The 17,461-nt window shown below is 40.8% G+C and carries 16 protein-coding genes; 11 read left to right on the forward strand and 5 right to left on the reverse strand.

Features of this window, described 5'->3' with window-relative positions; translation table 11 throughout:
- Positions 1-78 precede the first annotated feature (78 nt).
- Complete coding sequence (locus tag F947_RS05875; protein WP_004973271.1) at positions 79-1,365, forward strand: serine hydrolase domain-containing protein; 1,287 nt, start codon at positions 79-81, stop codon at positions 1,363-1,365.
- Positions 1,366-1,430: 65 nt separating this feature from the next.
- Entirely contained in the window at positions 1,431-3,686 is a 2,256-nt protein-coding gene (dnaX, locus tag F947_RS05880) for a DNA polymerase III subunit gamma/tau (RefSeq protein WP_004973273.1), read from the forward strand.
- Positions 3,687-3,746: 60 nt separating this feature from the next.
- On the opposite strand, the gene F947_RS05885 is transcribed toward dnaX, so the two are convergent.
- The gene (locus tag F947_RS05885) at positions 3,747-4,196 is read right to left on the reverse strand and encodes an acyl-CoA thioesterase (protein ID WP_004973275.1); all 450 of its coding nucleotides are present in this window, start codon (positions 4,194-4,196) and stop codon (positions 3,747-3,749) included.
- Positions 4,197-4,297: 101 nt separating this feature from the next.
- Positions 4,298-5,458 carry an iron-containing alcohol dehydrogenase gene (locus F947_RS05890; protein WP_004973276.1) on the reverse strand — a complete coding sequence of 387 codons (1,161 nt, stop codon included), beginning with the start codon at positions 5,456-5,458 and terminating at the stop codon, positions 4,298-4,300.
- 119 nt (positions 5,459-5,577) lie between these two features.
- Here F947_RS05890 and F947_RS05895 point away from each other — a divergent pair, with 119 nt between their 5' ends.
- The 6 genes from F947_RS05895 (at position 5,578) to F947_RS05920 (ending at position 12,196) form a co-directional block, all read left to right on the forward strand.
- Entirely contained in the window at positions 5,578-6,087 is a 510-nt protein-coding gene (locus tag F947_RS05895; protein WP_004973278.1) for a low molecular weight protein-tyrosine-phosphatase, read from the forward strand.
- Between the two features lie 3 nt (positions 6,088-6,090).
- Positions 6,091-7,131, forward strand: coding sequence for a UDP-N-acetylmuramate dehydrogenase (gene murB, locus F947_RS05900; protein ID WP_004973280.1), 1,041 nt, complete (start codon positions 6,091-6,093; stop codon positions 7,129-7,131).
- 6 nt (positions 7,132-7,137) lie between these two features.
- Positions 7,138-8,265 carry a YdcF family protein gene (locus tag F947_RS05905; RefSeq protein ID WP_004973281.1) on the forward strand — a complete coding sequence of 376 codons (1,128 nt, stop codon included), beginning with the start codon at positions 7,138-7,140 and terminating at the stop codon, positions 8,263-8,265.
- Positions 8,265-9,308 carry an alpha/beta hydrolase gene (locus tag F947_RS05910; protein ID WP_004973282.1) on the forward strand — a complete coding sequence of 348 codons (1,044 nt, stop codon included), beginning with the start codon at positions 8,265-8,267 and terminating at the stop codon, positions 9,306-9,308. Before F947_RS05905 ends, F947_RS05910 begins: the two co-directional genes overlap by 1 nt.
- 276 nt (positions 9,309-9,584) lie before the next feature.
- A complete protein-coding gene (locus F947_RS05915; RefSeq protein ID WP_004973283.1) occupies positions 9,585-10,289 on the forward strand; it encodes a LuxR C-terminal-related transcriptional regulator in 705 nt (234 codons plus the stop codon).
- Positions 10,286-12,196 (forward strand): sensor histidine kinase, encoded by a 1,911-nt coding sequence (locus tag F947_RS05920; protein WP_004973286.1) that lies wholly within the window; start codon positions 10,286-10,288, stop codon positions 12,194-12,196. The genes F947_RS05915 and F947_RS05920 overlap by 4 nt, the downstream gene beginning before the upstream one ends.
- 33 nt (positions 12,197-12,229) lie before the next feature.
- Here the strand turns inward: F947_RS05920 and F947_RS05925 are convergent, their stop codons facing one another.
- The 3 genes from F947_RS05925 to F947_RS05935 form a co-directional block, all read right to left on the reverse strand.
- Positions 12,230-13,396 carry a ribosomal protein uL16 3-hydroxylase gene (locus F947_RS05925; RefSeq protein WP_004973287.1) on the reverse strand — a complete coding sequence of 389 codons (1,167 nt, stop codon included), beginning with the start codon at positions 13,394-13,396 and terminating at the stop codon, positions 12,230-12,232.
- A gap of 120 nt (positions 13,397-13,516) precedes the next feature.
- On the reverse strand, positions 13,517-14,110 hold the full coding sequence (locus F947_RS05930) for a Maf family protein (RefSeq protein ID WP_026438423.1): 594 nt from the start codon (positions 14,108-14,110) through the stop codon (positions 13,517-13,519).
- A 7-nt stretch (positions 14,111-14,117) separates the two neighbouring features.
- Complete coding sequence (locus F947_RS05935; protein ID WP_004973294.1) at positions 14,118-14,501, reverse strand: DUF2237 family protein; 384 nt, start codon at positions 14,499-14,501, stop codon at positions 14,118-14,120.
- A gap of 139 nt (positions 14,502-14,640) precedes the next feature.
- Here F947_RS05935 and F947_RS05940 point away from each other — a divergent pair, with 139 nt between their 5' ends.
- The 3 genes from F947_RS05940 (at position 14,641) to fba (ending at position 17,417) form a co-directional block, all read left to right on the forward strand.
- Complete coding sequence (locus F947_RS05940) at positions 14,641-15,828, forward strand: phosphoglycerate kinase (protein WP_004973295.1); 1,188 nt, start codon at positions 14,641-14,643, stop codon at positions 15,826-15,828.
- Positions 15,829-15,968: 140 nt separating this feature from the next.
- Complete coding sequence (locus F947_RS05945; RefSeq protein WP_004973296.1) at positions 15,969-16,241, forward strand: hypothetical protein; 273 nt, start codon at positions 15,969-15,971, stop codon at positions 16,239-16,241.
- Positions 16,242-16,379: 138 nt separating this feature from the next.
- A complete protein-coding gene (gene fba / locus F947_RS05950) occupies positions 16,380-17,417 on the forward strand; it encodes a class II fructose-bisphosphate aldolase (protein WP_004973298.1) in 1,038 nt (345 codons plus the stop codon).
- The last annotated feature ends 44 nt before the right edge of the window (positions 17,418-17,461 follow it).

Consider the following 17,461-nt stretch of genomic DNA (forward strand, 5'->3'; position numbering starts at 1 on the left):
AAAGCCTAAATCCTTTGGATTTAGGCTTTTTATTTGCGCTAGCTTTTTATTAATAATAAAAACGAGATAGACAGGACGATGCAACATTTAAAGGATTATATTTTTGCTGAAACTGAAAATTATCGTGGATGGGTTGCACCTGAGTTTCATGATTTAGCGATGCAATTTAGCCGTTTGCAAAATGCACGTAGCCAACAGGGCGGAGCTGCTTTAGCGGTGTACTTTCAAGGTCAGAAAGTCGTCGATATTTACACAGGTAAAAAGTCGCCAGATGAAGACTGGCAAGCCGATACGTTATCGGTATGTTATTCCACAGGCAAAGATGTATTAGCGACACTGGCACATATTTTGGTCAGTCAAGGACTGGTCGATTACGATACTCCCATTTATATATACTGGCCTGAATTCGCCCAAAATGGCAAAGCAACGATGACTTTAAAGCACATACTAAGCCATCAAAGTGGTTTATATGACATCCGTAATATCATAGCCGATGCGACTGAAATGGCAGATTGGTCGCACATGCTGAATGTGCTGGCTCAAGCCAAGCCTCGTTTTGATGTGGCAAGTGAGGCGGCATATCAACCTTTAACTTTTGGTTGGCTGGTCGGTGGGATTTTAGAAAAAGCTACAGGTCGAACATTGGCTGAACTGATGCAGCAATACTTGGTTGAACCTTTGGCTTTGGATGGGGCTTATTTTGGTGTGCCTGCATCTGAGCTTTCGCGTGTCGCACGACCATTTAAAACTGCTGTGACATCAGTGCAAACAGATTCATCACCCACAAATAAACAGACAGCTAAAGTTCAAAACCAAGCTAAATCGAGCAAACATCCTGTATCAATATTCGATAAAGTCATTGCATGGAGTGGGCAAAATCCGCAAGACTTTCAGGATGGCATGATTCCCAAAGGCATGAAAAATTTTAGTTTTTTTAGTGATACTGGTTTGCAAGCTGTGATTCCTGCTGCCAATGGTGTATTTACTGCCCAAAGTTTGGCACGTATTTATGCCATGTTGGCGCAGGGTGGATCATGGCAGGGTCAGCAATTGGTTCAGCCTGAAGTTTTTCAGCAATTAAGCCAAGTGCAATATGTGCAGCGTGATCGAGTTATGCCTATCCCGATGCATTGGCGATTAGGCTATCACCGCGTATTAAGTTTGGGTAAGCGCTCTCACGGTTTTGGACACATGGGTTTTAATGGTTCAGGCGCGTGGTGTGATCCTGACCGTCAACTCAGTTTTGCCTATACCCATAATTTTGCTGCAGGTTCTTTAATTGGTGATTATCGACTTTGGGGACTGAGTCAGGAAGCCATTCGCTGTGCAGATCGGCAATTGCAAGGGCGTAAAGGCTGGTTTTAGGCGTGATTGTACGTTCACTCTTTGCCAAAAAAACAGTATGCTTAGACCTGTAAAAAGGAGCATTCATGTATCAGGTACTTGCGCGTAAATATCGTCCTCGTAATTTTAATGAATTGGTGGGACAAAACCATGTATCACGGGCATTGACCAGTGCTTTGGAACGTGGGCGTTTGCACCATGCTTATCTTTTTACGGGAACACGTGGTGTAGGTAAAACTACCATTGCGCGTATTTTGGCCAAATGCCTGAACTGTGAAACAGGCGTGACATCTACCCCATGTGAAGTGTGTCCGACCTGTACTGCGGTCAATGAAGGTCGTTTTATTGATTTAATCGAAATTGATGCGGCGTCACGTACTAAGGTTGAAGACACACGTGAGTTGCTCGATAACGTACCTTATGCACCGACTCAGGGACGTTTTAAGGTTTATCTGATTGACGAAGTGCACATGCTGTCTACGCATTCGTTCAATGCTTTGCTAAAAACTTTGGAAGAACCGCCTGAGCATGTGAAGTTTCTGTTTGCGACCACAGACCCACAAAAACTCCCTATTACTGTGATTTCGCGCTGTTTGCAATTTACTTTGCGTCCATTGCAGGTCGATGAAATTACCAGTCATTTAACGGATATTTTAGCCAAAGAACAGATTGTTGCAGAGCAAGATGCAATTTGGCAGATTGCTGAATCTGCGCAAGGTTCTTTGCGTGATGCGATGTCTTTGACAGACCAAGCCATTGCTTATGGTCAGGGTGAAATTCATCATCAAGATGTCAAAGACATGCTGGGCTTGATTGATCGCACCATTATCTATGATTTGATTTTAGCGATTCATCAAAACCAACAGCAGCGTGTGAGTCAGTTGTTATTACAATTTAGACAGCAAGCTTTAGATGTGTCTTTGGTGTTGGATCAGTTAATTTCGACACTGCATGAATTGGCAATCATGCAATATCTGCCAGATTTAAACCTAAAATACAGTGCTGAAATTAATCAAAAAATTCAGCAGCTTGCGGGTCTGATCTCTGCACAAGATTTACAGTTGTATTATCAAATTGCTTGTAAAGGACGCGCCGATTTACAAATTGCCGTAACCCAGGAACAAGGCTTTGAAATGTGTGTACTGCGTTTACTGGCATTTCGACCTTTGCAAGCCAATGAAGTGTTGGTTGCTGCGCCACAAAATACTGCACAAACAGCGGCTTCCCAGCCAGTTGCTCAAATGGAGCAAACTCCACAAGCTGTGGCAACTCAAAATACAGCACAAGCGGAACAGCATGTAACTGAATTAGATGCGGTTGCAACACCTGATCTTGATGGATTTGACTATGAGGATGACGATTATTCAGATCACACCACGACACAAACCAGTGTTGCAGAACCTTCTTCAGATGATTTTTTAGATGAGGATGAGCCTGAAGCTTTAACACATCAAGATCAACAGTCGATTCAAGCGCAACAACCGACTCCGCAAGCGCTACACTCAACAGCTGCGATTTCACCAGAATCTATGTCAGAACCTGCAGTGAATGAAGAAACTGCAATACAGGCTGAGGATAAGCAATCTGAATCTATCGTGTTTGATCCAAATGCAGATGCACAATTGTTTGGTTTAGATGAAGATGCCTCATCGGTAAGCACTACATCTGATGTGCAAAGTCATGATGATTTTTTACTGGAAAGTTTTGATGCCGTTGCACCGTTAGGTGATCTTGCTGCATCAGCCGAAACATCGCTAGTTTCATCTACACTACAATCGAATAATGCTTCACCGTCAATTACACAAAATGTAAGTAATGCAGAAACCGCTTTATTTGATTTAGCAGCGACTGAAGTCGAACCGAATGTTGCCAGTGCGACAGCACAACCGCAGCAAACCATAGCATCTAATGCCGATGATCAATTAATGCCGCAGGATATTCTGCGTTTACAGCCGCAAGTTTTAGAAGGTGAGTGGACTTTAGACAAGTGGGAATATTGGTTTAGACACAGCGAGTTGTCACCTGCCGTGCAAGAATTGGCGCAGCATGGCGTAATGACGGGGCAGATTAATGCTGAATCGGTTTTTCATATTCCTGAGCAATATCAGCAGTTATTGACTCAACTGCAACATGCTTTAGAAAGTGCTTTAAAAGAACAGTGGAGTAAAACTCTGTTTAAAGTGCAATATGAAAATGTGGATGACACGACACCGTACATTTTGCAGCAACAGCGCAAACAACGCGCTTATCAACGGGCTGAAAATTTATTGCATCAAGAACCGATTGTGAAAGATATTTTGCAAAACTTTGATGGCGAATTACATAACATTCAGTTGAAATAACCTGTTGTTAGCTTTTGTTTGCAGAATTTTAAGGCTGGGTCAAACCAGCCTTATTTTTTGCTAAGCGCAAGCTGAATCTGTGCTTTTATATGGCTGTAATGCTTCGCGGATGGAGTCAGGAATCGGGCAGTTTTGGCGTGTAATTCGATCTACAAATACATGCACCACTTGTCCTTGTGCAGCGGCAAGATTTTGATTGTTTTTAAAAATTGCCAAATCATAAATTAAGGATGAGTTTCCAATTTTTTGAATAGCAACACCTACTTCAATCATTTCAGGATAGGACAATTCCTGCAAAAAATGACAGGTGGAATTGACCACTAAACCAATACAGGGTGATCGTTTGGGTTCAAAGCCTGCTTTTTGCATCAGTAGGGCATTGGCTGCGCTGTCAAAATAGCTGTAATAAGTGACATTATTGACATGTCCATACATATCGTTGTCTGCCCAGCGAGTTTGGATGGGAAAGAAAAAAGCGTATTGCTCACGGGTTTTGGTGTCAGGTTTCACAAGTTTACCTATATTTTTATCAATGTGGTGTCATGCTTTAATGGGTGGAAATCATCCCAAATAAATGTAGAAAGTTAAATACAGAACGTTAAGCGTAAATGTTAGGCATAAATGGCTTGGTAAATCTGTAACGCATCCTGCATTTGCATTGCTCTCGGGTTGTTTTGCAATAAACGGCTTTGCAGCATCGCATCTTCTGCCAGTTGTGGCAGCATGTTTTCTGCTATGCCTAGGGCATTGAGTTTTAACACCAAGCCACTTTGATCTAAATGATTTTGTAAATGATCAATAAACAAATCACATAATCCATCTGTGCAGCCTTTACTGCGTGGGTCTAACCAACACATCAGTTCTGCATAATACTGTTTGGCTGCAGGCGCATTAAATTTTAAAACTTCGGTTAGTACCAATGCATTGCTATGCCCATGTGAAATATGGAAATGTCCGCCTAAAGGATAGGCAAGCGCATGTACCGCAGCCACAGGAGCATTGGCAAAGGCTTGTCCTGCCAGCATTGAACCAAACAGCATGTTTTGCCGTGCTTGCATATTGCTGCCATCTTCAAGCACTAATTTTAAGTTTTGATCAAGTAAACGCAGCGCATGTTTTGCCAGAAAATCTGAATACGCATTTTTTTTGATTTTAGAAGTATAGGCTTCAATGGCATGTACCATCGCATCTATACCTGTGGCTGCGGTAATCTGTGCAGGTAGATGACGGGTAAAATTGGCATCTAAAATGGCAACATCGGCATATAAAATAGGAGAAACAATGCCTGTTTTACTGGTTGCACCTGTGGTGACAATGGAAATAGGTGTGACTTCTGAACCTGTGCCTGCTGTAGTGGAAACTAGAATGAGCGGTAAACGTGGTGCTTTCGCATTGCCGACACCGTACAAGTCTGACAGTTGTTGAGTTTGTGCAGGATGACTCAGCACGGCAATAATTTTGGCGACATCCATCGCACTACCCCCACCAAAACCTAATACAACATCAATATTTTGCTGTTTGGCAAAATCAACTGCTTCTAACACAATCTGTTCTGCGGGGTCGGCTTGCACATTCGAGTAAATGGCATAGTCCAGTTGCAGTTGTTTTAAAATTTCTAAAATAGGTTGATGTAATTGTTGTTGTAAAATGCCAGCATCGGTGACCAATAACAAACGCTTATAATTTTTTTCGGTTAAAACCGTTTTTAGTTCAGAAATTGAACCCAATCCAGAAATAATGTTGCCAACTGTTTGAAATTGAAAATGCTGCATCGTCTTTATTCCTAATTTTTATACTTAATTCAACATTATTGTAGGGTCACGATATAGGATTCATATCATAAATAACTTAACATAAGACTCTTAAAAATAAAGTAGCTTTGAGGTTGTTTATGTCATCCAAAACGCCATATAAGGTGTTATGTGTTTGTTTGGGAAATATTTGCCGCTCTCCAACGGCAGAAATTGTACTTCGACATTTTTGTGATGAACAACAACTCAATGTGTTGGTAGATTCTGCTGGAACCAGTAATTATCATCCAGGCAAAGCCCCAGATTTACGCAGCCAAAAACATGCGTTCAAACGTGGTTATGACTTATCTACATTGCGCGCGCGTCAGTTACGTATACAAGACTTTGTCGAGTTTGATTTGATTTTGGCGATGGATTTTGAAAACTTAAGCAATATTCAATCTTTAATGCGCCGTGCTGAAGCTGAACTGGGCAGTTTGCGCGCTGAAATAGCCTTAATGAGCGAACACGATCCGCATTATACGCAGCAAGAATTACCCGATCCATATTATGGCGAAGCCGATGGTTTTGAGCGGGTGCTCGATCAATGCGAGTCGAGTAGTCGCGCATGGGTGAAAGTTTTACAACAACAATTTGAATTGAAGGTTTAAGTCATGCACATTCACTACAACATGCAACTCAAACCTTTCAATACGCTCAATTTAGATGCAACTGCGTCGCATTATGTCAAAATTGAAAATATTCAAGATGTACAGGATGCTTTGGCATTTGCCCAGAAAGAACAATTAAATGTGCTGATTTTATCGGGTGGTAGCAATATGTTATTGCCTGAACATATTCATGCCTTGGTCATGCACATGGATATTCAGGGCATCGAAAAATGCGCTGAAGATGATGCAAGTGTCACCCTAAAAGTTGGGGCAGGACAAGTCTGGCATGAGTTTGTGTTGTGGAGTACGGAACAAAAGTTATATGGTCTGCAAAATCTGGCTTTAATTCCAGGTTTGGTCGGTGCTTCACCTGTGCAAAATATTGGTGCTTATGGCGTTGAAGTCGGTGAGTTTATTGAATCTGTGCAGGTCTATGATCGTGAATGCCAACAATTCAGCTCAATTGTTGCTGCAGATTGTCAGTTTGCCTATCGACACAGTATTTTTAAAGATCATCCCAACCGTTACATCATTACCCATGTGACTTTTAAACTGTTAAAACAGGCTGCGTTAAAATTAAATTATGGCGACTTAAAAGCTGCTGTAGGCGATGAGCAAACTGCTGAAAATCTGCAGCAACAAGTCATTCAAATTCGCCAAAGTAAGCTGCCTAATCCTGCAGAATATCCAAATGTAGGTAGTTTCTTTAAAAATCCTGTGATTTCGACTCAGCAATTTGACCAAATTGCAGCACAATTTCCAAATTTACCCCATTACCCACAGCCGAATGCGCAAGTTAAAATTGCAGCAGGCTGGTTGATTGATCAAGCTGGCTGGAAGGGAAAACAACTGGGTGTGGTGGGTATGTTTCATAAACAAGCGTTGGTTTTAGTCAATTATGCCGATGCCACTTTGGCAGATGTGCAACACACCTATCGTGCTGTGCAGCAAGATGTTTTGAGTCGTTTTGGTATTTCACTAGAACCTGAACCTGTGTTATTTGATGAAACAGGTTTGATTCGTGCACATCAACCAGTAGGTTAAGTGAAGATGAAACAGAATCATTGGATGCTCAGATTGGTACAAATTGCTGCCGTGCTATTTGTATTGTTTGCAGCGTTCATGATTTTTATCTATTCACCTTTTTATTCTACTTTGGTGGTCAAAACGCTGAACACTTTGGTACCTGTAGAAGTGAATCAAGTGGCAGCAAAAAGTCAGCAAATGGCGGCTTTTAGTGATCAAGACAGCTTGGAACCCGGTTCAGATTTATGGATTGCCCGACAAGCTTATTTGAAGCTGATGGAGCAAGAGATTCAATCTGAAAATTCGAAAAATTTAACTTTAATTCAGGCTCGTTATAAAGCCTTACAAGCGCTTATTTTAGAAGAACAAACGCAAAAAAAATTAGCATCTGAGCAAGAGTTGCCGCAAGTCCCATTGTTGGTGTCTAATGCAGCTTCTGAAGCAGTTGTAGAAGACCCATCCGAAAATGTAAAAGCCTTGCTCAATTTGGATAGTCATGAAAATCAGGTACTCATGGAACAATACTTGGAGTTTTTAAGCACTCATAAAATTGCCGAAACCGAAAGTGAGCCTGTAGATGAAGAAATCTTTAAAGATATTGCTTTAATTCAGCAACAAAATATTCCAAAAATACCTGCAAACTCTAAACCTTATGCGATTGTGGTTTTAGGTGGTGGCTTAACTTTAGATGATAATGGCAAAGATATTGTGGTCAATGACTACACACGTTTACGTTTAGAAACGACCCTAGCGGTGGTAAAACAATATCAATTGCCGATTGTACTGAGTGGTGTAGAAGCACCTTATATGCAGCGTTGGTTAAAAAAATATGATGTCGAAGCAAAATTATTAGAAGATCGCAGCATGAATACTTGTGAAAATTCACGTTTTAGTTCTTTATTATTACAAAAAAAAGGGGGGGCGCCGACAGTGATTTTGATTACAGACCGTTATCACATGCCACGCACCCGCCGTTTATTTGCTTTGAATGGAATTGAAACGATTCCAGTCGAGGCTCCCATGCCGACTCAACTGACTGCATGGCGTCCAAGTGAACAAAACTATGATCATAGCCGCCGTGCCAATTATGAAATGCTTGCCACCATTCGGGATGTCTTGATTGGTTCTAGCGCATGTCGCGAGGTGCCATAATGCCTGATATTCCATTTTTAAACCCAAGCGTGTTGAAGCAATTAGATTTGCCAGTGCCGAGTCGGGAAACCACACCACAAATTCTCCAACCTTTAAATTTGAATCGTGGTTTTGAACCGAGTGTTGAGTTACAAGCCTATCGACAGCTTTATGGTTTTCATTTGTTGGACTGTGAACATTGGCAAGGCTATGTGCAAATGCCGTTGTTTAAATTGCATGTGCAAATTTTTCAACCCGATTTAAGCAAAACCAAATTTGATCAGCTGCAGGGCACGGTATTTCTACTGCATGGCTATTTGGAACATAGCGGGATTTATCAACCTATCGTCAAAGAATTATTAGAGCAGGGCTTTAGTGTTTTGACTTATGATTTGCCCGGACATGGATTGAGTGATGGTTATCCTGCCAACATCAAAAATTTTGATCATTATCAGCAAGTATTACATGCGGTTTATCAATATGTAAAAAATGCCGATCAATTGCCAAAACCGTGGTTGGGCATTGGGCAAAGTACAGGTGGTGCAATTTGGATGCATCACTTGTTGGAATTTGCTCAGCGCCGTGAAAATCCATTTGTAGAGCGTGTGTTGTTGTTATCGCCTTTGATTCGTCCTGCAAAATCGGCATGGTGGCATAACTCTGTTGGTTTGGGCATTATCCGTCGGATTAAGCGTGAAGTGCCGCGACATTTCCGACGCAATAATCATAATCCTGAATTTTTACGCTTTGTGCGTTTAAAAGACCCGCTGCAACCTAGAATGATGGGCATGGATTGGATTTTAGCCATGTCTAAATGGATGTTGGAGATGGAAGAACGTCCAGCTTGCCGTATTCCTGTTTGGTTGGCACAAGGGGCGCAAGATCAAACCGTAGATTGGCGCTACAACATTGAGTTTATTCGGCGTAAATTCCGCCTGCAAACCTTACTCATGTTAGAAGAAGGCTCGCATCAATTAATCAATGAACGTGCGGATATTCGTGCGGCTTTAACAGGGCTGATTCCTGCATTTTTACATGCACATAGCTCTAAGACTTATTATTAATTTATCAACCATCTTTTAAATACGGCTCTACATTTGCTTTGATGCTGTTCTCGGCATCAAAGCATATTTATGCTGCGCTGCTCATTAAAATGTGAAGCGATTTCTAAAATAAAATAGTACCTCACATTTATTTTTTATTTCATGCTCGAGTTTCATGTTTCAGTGCTATGCTCATGTTTATAAAATAAGCTAAATTTGAAAAACTCCTTAATTCTAGGGATAGTGTTTACATCAAAACGATTGATATATTTACAAACATAATCAAGGGGATGAATGATGGCAGAAATGGAAGCGATATTACCCGTACCGGTTTTAATTGTTGAAGATGAGCCTATTATTCAGTCACGTCTTAGAAAAATTTTGCATGATATTGGCTATCAAGATGACATGCTATTTTTCGTGAGTCATCTTAAAGCTGCAATGACGTGTATAGAAGATCATCCGATTGCTTTAGCTTTAGTCGATTTAGGCTTGCCCGATGGCAATGGTAAAGAACTAATCGAACAATTACATTTTAGAGATCCAAGCGCATTAATTTTGGTGATTTCTGCATGGAGCACCCAAGACAGCTTATTTTCTGCAATTCAAGCAGGTGCAACAGGCTATGTGCTTAAAGAACGTGATGATGCTGAAATTATTATCGCAATACGCAGCATTTTAAGAGGTGGTGCACCGATAGACCCATTTATCGCCCGTGAAATTTTATCGCAAATTTCACATCAAAAAGTACCCGTGCTGACCGAAGATTTATCAGATCGCGCCGATGCTCAAGCATTCAACTCACATTATGAACAGCTCACCAATCGTGAATTAGAAATTTTAAATCTGGTGGCGCAGGGCTTAAGTAACCGTGAAATTGCTGAGCAATTATTTGTGTCGCGTTATACCGTTGAAAGTCATATTAAACATATCTATCGGAAGTTGTCGGTCACTAAACGCACTAAGGCTGTCAGTACCGCTAGAACTTTAGGTCTTTTATGATTCAAAGGCTTTGGCAGTGTGGTTTGGGCGTGTTGTTATTGTTCTGTGCGTGGCAAAGCTATGCGCAGCAAGTGGTGTACCCAATTAATCAGTACTGCAATGTGCATGTACTTTCAATCAGCTCTGCCAAAACAGCATCACATAATAAAAAACCTGAAACGGGTTGGGAAAATGTTCAACTGCCCGACGTTTGGGATGATCGCTGGAAAAATTATAATGGTGGGGCGTGGTACAAAATAGAGTGGGAGTGGTTTTGTGAGCGTGATCATCGTTTAAATCAACCCATCGTTTTTGCACTGAATTTTTTAAATAGTGCAGGGGCAGTTTATCTGAATCAAGATTTACTTTGGGCAAGTCAACATTTAGAAGAGCCTTTGTCAAAAAACTGGAATATGCCACGTTACTGGATTTTACCTATTTCAGGCTTAAAACAAGGTAAAAATCAAATATTGGTCTATGTAAATGGATATGCATTTCAAAATGCGGGTATAGGAAAAATAAGTTTTAATAATGTGCATAACAATATTGAACAGCACCAGCAAAGTATATGGAATAAACGTACTTTATTTGAAATTAATGCGATTTTATCTGCCACTTTAGGCATTTTATGTTTGGTTATTTGGCTGTTTTTACGCCGTGATCAGAGTTTTGGTTGGTTCGCGTTGAGTTGCATGTTCTGGTTATTATTTATTTCTCATTTTTTAACCACAGAAACCTTTCCATACCCAAGTGTATTGGTGGCATCTCAAGCCAATTTAAGCTTTTTTATCCTCTATGTTTTAGCTTTTAGTATGTATTTAATTAGGTTTGTCAATCAACGCTTGCCAATATTGGAAGAAAGTATTTTTATTCTGAGTTTAGCGGTAATCGTTTGTGTGTTTTTAACACCCTTAGATTATGTCAAACTGGTATTTGGGATTGTCTTTTTAAGTTATGCCAGCTTACTAGTCGTGGTTTATTTTTATTTGGCGTATTTAGCGTATAAATCCCCAAAAACAGAAGTATATCTGCTGCTATTTTGTTTAACCTTGATTGGCTTTTTTGCGGGTGTAGATGTATTTCGTTTAAGTAATGCGGCAACGGCAAGTTTATATCAGCCATTATCACCGTATACCTCGCCAGTAATTACTTTATTTATTGCGATTATTTTAGGCATGCGCCTAAAAAGAAATATTCAAAAAATTGAGAAATTTAATCAAGATTTAGAGCTTAAAGTTTTTGAAGTCAGTGATGATTTAAAACGCAGTATGTCAGAAAAGCATTATTTAGAATTGGAAAATGTGCGTTTGCAAGAGCGGATTCATCTATCGCATGATTTGCATGATGGTTTGGGTGCATCTTTGGTACGTTCCATGATTATGGTCGACCAAAGCGAACAGAACATGAGTAATCAGCAGTTCTTATCTATGCTGAAATTACTGCGTGATGATTTACGTCAAATTATTGATAGTGGTTCTTCCATTGGTTCTAAAGTGCCTGAAAATCCTAAAATTTGGGTTGCGCCAGTACGTCATCGTTTTAGTCAATTGATGGATGAAATGGATATTCATTCCAAGTGGGATTTTCCAAATGAATGGGTGATTGAGCCGAATTCGTTACAGTGCTTAACTTTGATGCGGGTATTAGAAGAAAGTTTAACCAATGTGATTAAACACAGCCAAGCCAAGCATGTATCCGTCAGTATGCAATTTGTACCGCCTAAGCAATTGGTACTTAAAATTCAGGATGATGGTGTAGGTTTTGAACCCAATAGCGTGCTTGAACATGGCATGAGTATTGGGATGCGCAGTATGAAAATGCGTTTAGAACGGGTTGGAGGGCAATTAAAATTAAATTCGACACCTGGCTATACGTTAATTCAGGCAGTTTTAACTTTAGATCCCGCTTATCTAAATTCCCCAAGATGAATTGATCATCTTGAGGGGGCTGAAACGAATATTTTAAGCGTCTTCAGCAGGTAACAACATTAAAATGGATTCATTGAGCAGTTGTACCAAATCTTCCAAAATATTTGCGTCGTAAAGGTTTTCATCGAGCAGCACGCGTTCACCATTGGCAATTTTTTGCAGCGTAGGGATAGATGCTTCTGCGACACAAATCGCTTCACCATTCGCCCAAAATAAAACTTCATCTAGCTGATTTGCATAAAGTAGGCGAGAGGCGGGTTCCAACATGATTTGATAACCCTGATCTAGCGCATCTTCTAAATCGCCTACACCTATTTCATCTACTTCAGGAATATTTTCAGGATATTTCGGTTCAGACATTAAGCTTAAAATCGCATCATCCAACACCGATGAGTTTTGTAAACGCGCCCACAATTCTGCTTTCAGATAATCCAATTCTGTCGCAGTCATTTCGCCAATTTGGGTACTTTTTTTACGAACAAGGTCTTGTAGTGGCGTGCGTAACATTTCATCGGCAGAGAATTTATCGCTCACTCGATCCATCATTTCACTAATATTCGGCATGCGGAAACCGAACGAGAACGTCAGACAATCATCTTCCGCCACGCCATAATGTGCCAAACCCGGTGGCACATAGAGTAAATCGCCAGGTGCAAGAACTTCATCAAAATTGACCTGCATTTCAGGCAATAATTTTAACGGTTGTCCTGCGACAAATTCAGTTTCAGCATCACACATTTGCCCAAGTTGCCAACGACGATGTCCATAGCCTTGTAGCAAAAACACATCGTAGAAATCAAAATGCTGACCTACAGAGCCGCCTTTAGGGGCATAAGACACCATTATGTCATCACGTCGCCATTGCGGAATAAAAGGAAATTTTTTCCAAAGTTCAGCGAGATCAAAAGAGTAATGATCAACGGCTTGTACCAATAGCGTCCACAACTTTGGCATTTTTTGAAAATCAGCCTTAATGAGCGGTGATGATTTCACAGTCCATTGATTTGGATCACGATCTTTTTGTTTGATTAAACGGGCAGTCACATCTTCTTCGAGAGCCAGTTCCATCACGTCACTAGGTTCAAGTAGGTTGGCAATTTCTGGGAGTGCATTGCGTACCAAAAGTGGTTTTTTTTGCCAATATTCACTTAGGAATTGTTCTGCGGTAATTCCGCCCAAAACATCTAAAGGTTGCGACATAAAATAGCCTAAGCAAGTTTTATCAATAATCTCAATATTGTCTGATTTGTCGCTGCAAAGGGCAAGGTGATTTATAGTCTTTATAAATATTCACGGCTGTTAAATTACACAGTTTTAAACTTAAGGAACCTGAATATTCAGCATTCTTAACATGCGGCATAACTGAATCATCGGCAGACCCATCAAAGTAGTTTGGTCATTGCCTTGCATGGCTTCAAACAGACTAATACCTAAACCTTCGCACATAAAACTACCTGCACAATGTAGCGGTTGTTCCTTTGCAACATATCGTGCAATTTCATTGTCAGTTAAGCTGCGGAATTTAACTGTGTAGTGTTCTACAACCGTTTGTTCAAAGCCTGTAGATTGCTGCTGCACACTCAGCGCAGTGCTGAAATAAACCGTTTGACCTGAATTGGCTTGTAATTGTTGTATAGCTTTTTCTGAAGTGAGCGGTTTACCTATAAAAATATCTGGCTGCTGTTCACGCCATGCCACTTGATCTGAACCAATCACAATTGCATCAGGATATTGCTGCGCAATACAGTGTGCTTTTTCAAAAGCCAAGCGTCGCGCCAAATTATCTGCATGCAATTCACCCTGTGCAGATTCATCAATATCAGGTGAAATTGACTTATACGCCAAATGCAGACGATTCATCAATTGCTGACGAGTTTGACTGCCAGACGCTAAAATAATTTCAGGATGTTGCATCAGATCATCACACCGCATAATCCATCAAAATATCTAAAGGCACATAAGACAATACTGACTGATGACAGGCTTGAATTTTAATTGGTGGTGCTTGACCTGCCTGATAGGCTTCAACCCAACGGGTGACGCAAATACACCAGAAATCACCCGGTTGTAAGCCGTTAAAACCAACTTCTGGTACTGGCGTGATTAAATCATTGCCAATTTTTTGCGAGAAATTTAAAAAATCAGAGGTCATTTGTGCACAAACGGTGTGCTGACCTAAATCGGTTGGGGCGGTATGACAAAAACCGTTACGAAAATATCCAGTAATAGGATCAAAGCAACAACTGGCGAGAGATTCGCCCAAAACATTTAAACGATTGATATTTGGATCAGGATGAATAGACATAAGTGCGAGAAAGATGGTGGCTTTTCTCTATCATAATCAAAACTTTTGCTTTAAACAGCAATTCTACAAAAGTTGCTAACCTTTTTCTGCATAATCATTTAAAATCGTGGCGTTTTGATATCAATAAAGTGAGCTATACATGAACTTTCAGCGTATGACTGACCTCGATTTAGCAGGTAAGCGTGTCCTTATTCGTGAAGATTTAAACGTACCTGTTAAAAATGGTGTGATCACCAGCGATGCACGTTTACGTGCGGCATTGCCAACGATTCAAGCTGCTGTTGCCAAAGGTGCAGCAGTGATGGTGTATTCTCACTTAGGTCGTCCTGTTGAAGGTGAGCCAAAAGCTGAACAATCTTTAGCACCTGTAGCTGCGTATTTAACCCAAGCATTAGGTCAAGATGTTCAACTGATCACTGACTATTTAGATGGTGTAGACGTTGCTCCTGGTCAAGTCGTTTTATTGGAAAACTGCCGTTTTAACCACGGTGAAAAGAAAAACAACCCAGAACTTGCCGCTAAATATGCAGCATTGTGTGATGTATTTGTGATGGATGCATTTGGTACCGCGCACCGTGCAGAAGCCTCTACTGAAGGCGTTGCACGTTTAGCACCAGTGGCAGCAGCAGGCCCATTATTGGCTGCGGAATTAGATGCTTTGGGTCGTGCCTTAAAAACACCTGAAAAACCAATGGTGGCGATTGTTGCAGGTTCTAAAGTATCGACTAAGTTAGATGTATTGACTTCATTGTCTGATATTTGCGATCAATTAATTGTAGGCGGTGGTATTGCCAATACTTTCCTTGCTGCAGCAGGCTATAACGTGGGCAAATCATTATGTGAAAATGATTTGATTGACACTGCCAAAGCAATTGCCGCAAAAGTTTCTGTACCACTGCCAACCGATGTTGTAGTTGCAGATGCCGCTGAAATTAATTTTGAAGATTTCTTGGGTTCATTGGCAGCAGCGAAAGCAACTGTGAAAAAAGTTGAAGATGTTGCAGACAACGATATGATTTTAGACGTAGGCCCAGAAACTGCAAAAGCATTTGCTGAAATTTTAAAAACTTCAAAAACAATTCTTTGGAATGGCCCAGTGGGTGTATTTGAAGTTGATCAATTTGGTGAAGGTACGAAAGCACTTTCATTGGCGATTGCAGAATCTGCAGGTTTCTCTATTGCAGGCGGTGGTGACACTTTAGCTGCAATTGACAAGTATGAAGTTGCAGACAAAATCGGCTATATCTCTACAGGTGGAGGTGCATTCCTTGAATTTGTAGAAGGTAAAACCTTACCTGCAGTTGCGGTATTATTAGAACGCGCTTAAATCTAGAAAATTTATCAATAATTTTTAAAAAGGTTGACTTCGGTCAACTTTTTTATATTTATGTCATGCCGTAGTCATCAAAATGTCATAAATATGCAATAAACTGTAGTAAATGAATGACCTAACTGTAGGAAATGACGATGATTCAAAAACTAACACTTGCTGCTTTAATTGCTGCATCTTTAGCCTTGACTGCTTGTGCAAAAAAAGAAAGCGCACCTGCGACTGAAACTGATGCATCTTCTGCAGTTGTAGATAACGCTCAAGTTACACCAGAACAACAAGCTGCAATCGACGCAATTGACCAACCAATCTTGGATGAAGGCAACACCGATATTCCTGAAGACGTTGCAAATGCACCTGCTGACGTTGCGACTACAGACACAGAAGTTGCTGCTTCTGAAGCGCAATAAGTGCTGAAAAACGACAAATTGTAGTAATTTGTTTAAAAGTCCCTGCTTTTGCAGGGACTTTTTTTTGAAAAAGGCGATTTGTTGCTGAATTGAAACAAATCACAGGGTAGAATAACCAACATTATTTGGGAGGATATTATGGCTCTTATTTCATTGCGCCAGCTCTTGGATCATGCCGGTGAACATGCTTACGGCGTTCCAGCGTTTAACGTCAACAACTTAGAACAAATGCGCGCAATTATGTTAGCCGCAGATGCAACCAATTCACCTGTAATTGTTCAAGCTTCGGCAGGTGCGCGTAAATATGCAGGTGCGCCATTCTTGCGTCACCTGATTTTGGCTGCAATTGAAGAGTGGCCACATATTCCAGTGGTTATGCACCAAGACCACGGTACAAGCCCTGATGTATGTCAGCGTTCGATCCAACTAGGCTTTTCATCAGTAATGATGGATGGTTCTTTGGGTGAAGATGGTAAAACACCAACGTCGTATGAATACAACGTCGAAGTGACGCGTCGTACTGTGCAAATGGCGCATGCGTGTGGTGTATCGGTTGAAGGTGAGATTGGCTGTTTAGGTAGTCTTGAAACAGGTATGGCAGGTGAAGAAGATGGCGTGGGCGCAGAAGGCGTACTTGACCACTCTCAATTGTTAACATCTGTTGAAGAAGCACGTAGCTTCGTTGCAGATACTAATGTGGATGCTTTAGCGATTGCTGTTGGTACTTCGCACGGTGCATACAAGTTTACTCGTCCACCTACAGGCGATATTCTTGCAATTGACCGTATTAAAGAAATTCATGCTGCGTTGCCAAATACACACCTTGTAATGCACGGCTCTAGCTCTGTACCACAAGAATGGTTGGCGGTGATTAACCAATACGGCGGTGACATCAAAGAAACTTATGGTGTACCTGTTGAGCAATTGGTTGAAGCAATTAAGCATGGTGTGCGTAAAATCAACATCGATACAGATTTACGTTTAGCTTCTACTGGTGCAATGCGCCGTATGATGGCAGAACAACCAAGCGAATTTGACCCACGTAAATTCTTCGCAAAAACTGTAGATGCAATGAAACAAATTTGTATAGACCGTTATGAAGCATTTGGTACTGCAGGTAATGCAGACAAAATTCGCCCAATTTCTTTAGAGAAAATGGTTGAACGTTACAAATAATTCTTAATTTAATTAAGAACTCGAAAGCCCACAGTCCTTGTGGG

Source organism: Acinetobacter towneri DSM 14962 = CIP 107472, from assembly GCF_000368785.1.
In the GTDB taxonomy this organism is placed as follows: Bacteria; Pseudomonadota; Gammaproteobacteria; order Pseudomonadales; family Moraxellaceae; genus Acinetobacter; species Acinetobacter towneri.

Bases quoted from the DNA above. Each gene is read 5' to 3' on its own strand.
- F947_RS05875 (WP_004973271.1), top strand. From the start codon at position 79: ATGCAACATTTAAAGGATTATATTTTTGCTGAAACTGAAAATTATCGT.
- dnaX (WP_004973273.1), top strand. From the start codon at position 1,431: ATGTATCAGGTACTTGCGCGTAAATATCGTCCTCGTAATTTTAATGAA.
- F947_RS05890 (WP_004973276.1), bottom strand. From the start codon at position 5,458: ATGCAGCATTTTCAATTTCAAACAGTTGGCAACATTATTTCTGGATTG.
- F947_RS05895 (WP_004973278.1), top strand. From the start codon at position 5,578: ATGTCATCCAAAACGCCATATAAGGTGTTATGTGTTTGTTTGGGAAAT.
- murB (WP_004973280.1), top strand. From the start codon at position 6,091: ATGCACATTCACTACAACATGCAACTCAAACCTTTCAATACGCTCAAT.
- F947_RS05905 (WP_004973281.1), top strand. From the start codon at position 7,138: ATGAAACAGAATCATTGGATGCTCAGATTGGTACAAATTGCTGCCGTG.
- F947_RS05910 (WP_004973282.1), top strand. From the start codon at position 8,265: ATGCCTGATATTCCATTTTTAAACCCAAGCGTGTTGAAGCAATTAGAT.
- F947_RS05915 (WP_004973283.1), top strand. From the start codon at position 9,585: ATGGCAGAAATGGAAGCGATATTACCCGTACCGGTTTTAATTGTTGAA.
- F947_RS05920 (WP_004973286.1), top strand. From the start codon at position 10,286: ATGATTCAAAGGCTTTGGCAGTGTGGTTTGGGCGTGTTGTTATTGTTC.
- F947_RS05925 (WP_004973287.1), bottom strand. From the start codon at position 13,396: ATGTCGCAACCTTTAGATGTTTTGGGCGGAATTACCGCAGAACAATTC.
- F947_RS05930 (WP_026438423.1), bottom strand. From the start codon at position 14,110: ATGCAACATCCTGAAATTATTTTAGCGTCTGGCAGTCAAACTCGTCAG.
- F947_RS05935 (WP_004973294.1), bottom strand. From the start codon at position 14,501: ATGTCTATTCATCCTGATCCAAATATCAATCGTTTAAATGTTTTGGGC.
- F947_RS05940 (WP_004973295.1), top strand. From the start codon at position 14,641: ATGAACTTTCAGCGTATGACTGACCTCGATTTAGCAGGTAAGCGTGTC.
- F947_RS05945 (WP_004973296.1), top strand. From the start codon at position 15,969: ATGATTCAAAAACTAACACTTGCTGCTTTAATTGCTGCATCTTTAGCC.
- fba (WP_004973298.1), top strand. From the start codon at position 16,380: ATGGCTCTTATTTCATTGCGCCAGCTCTTGGATCATGCCGGTGAACAT.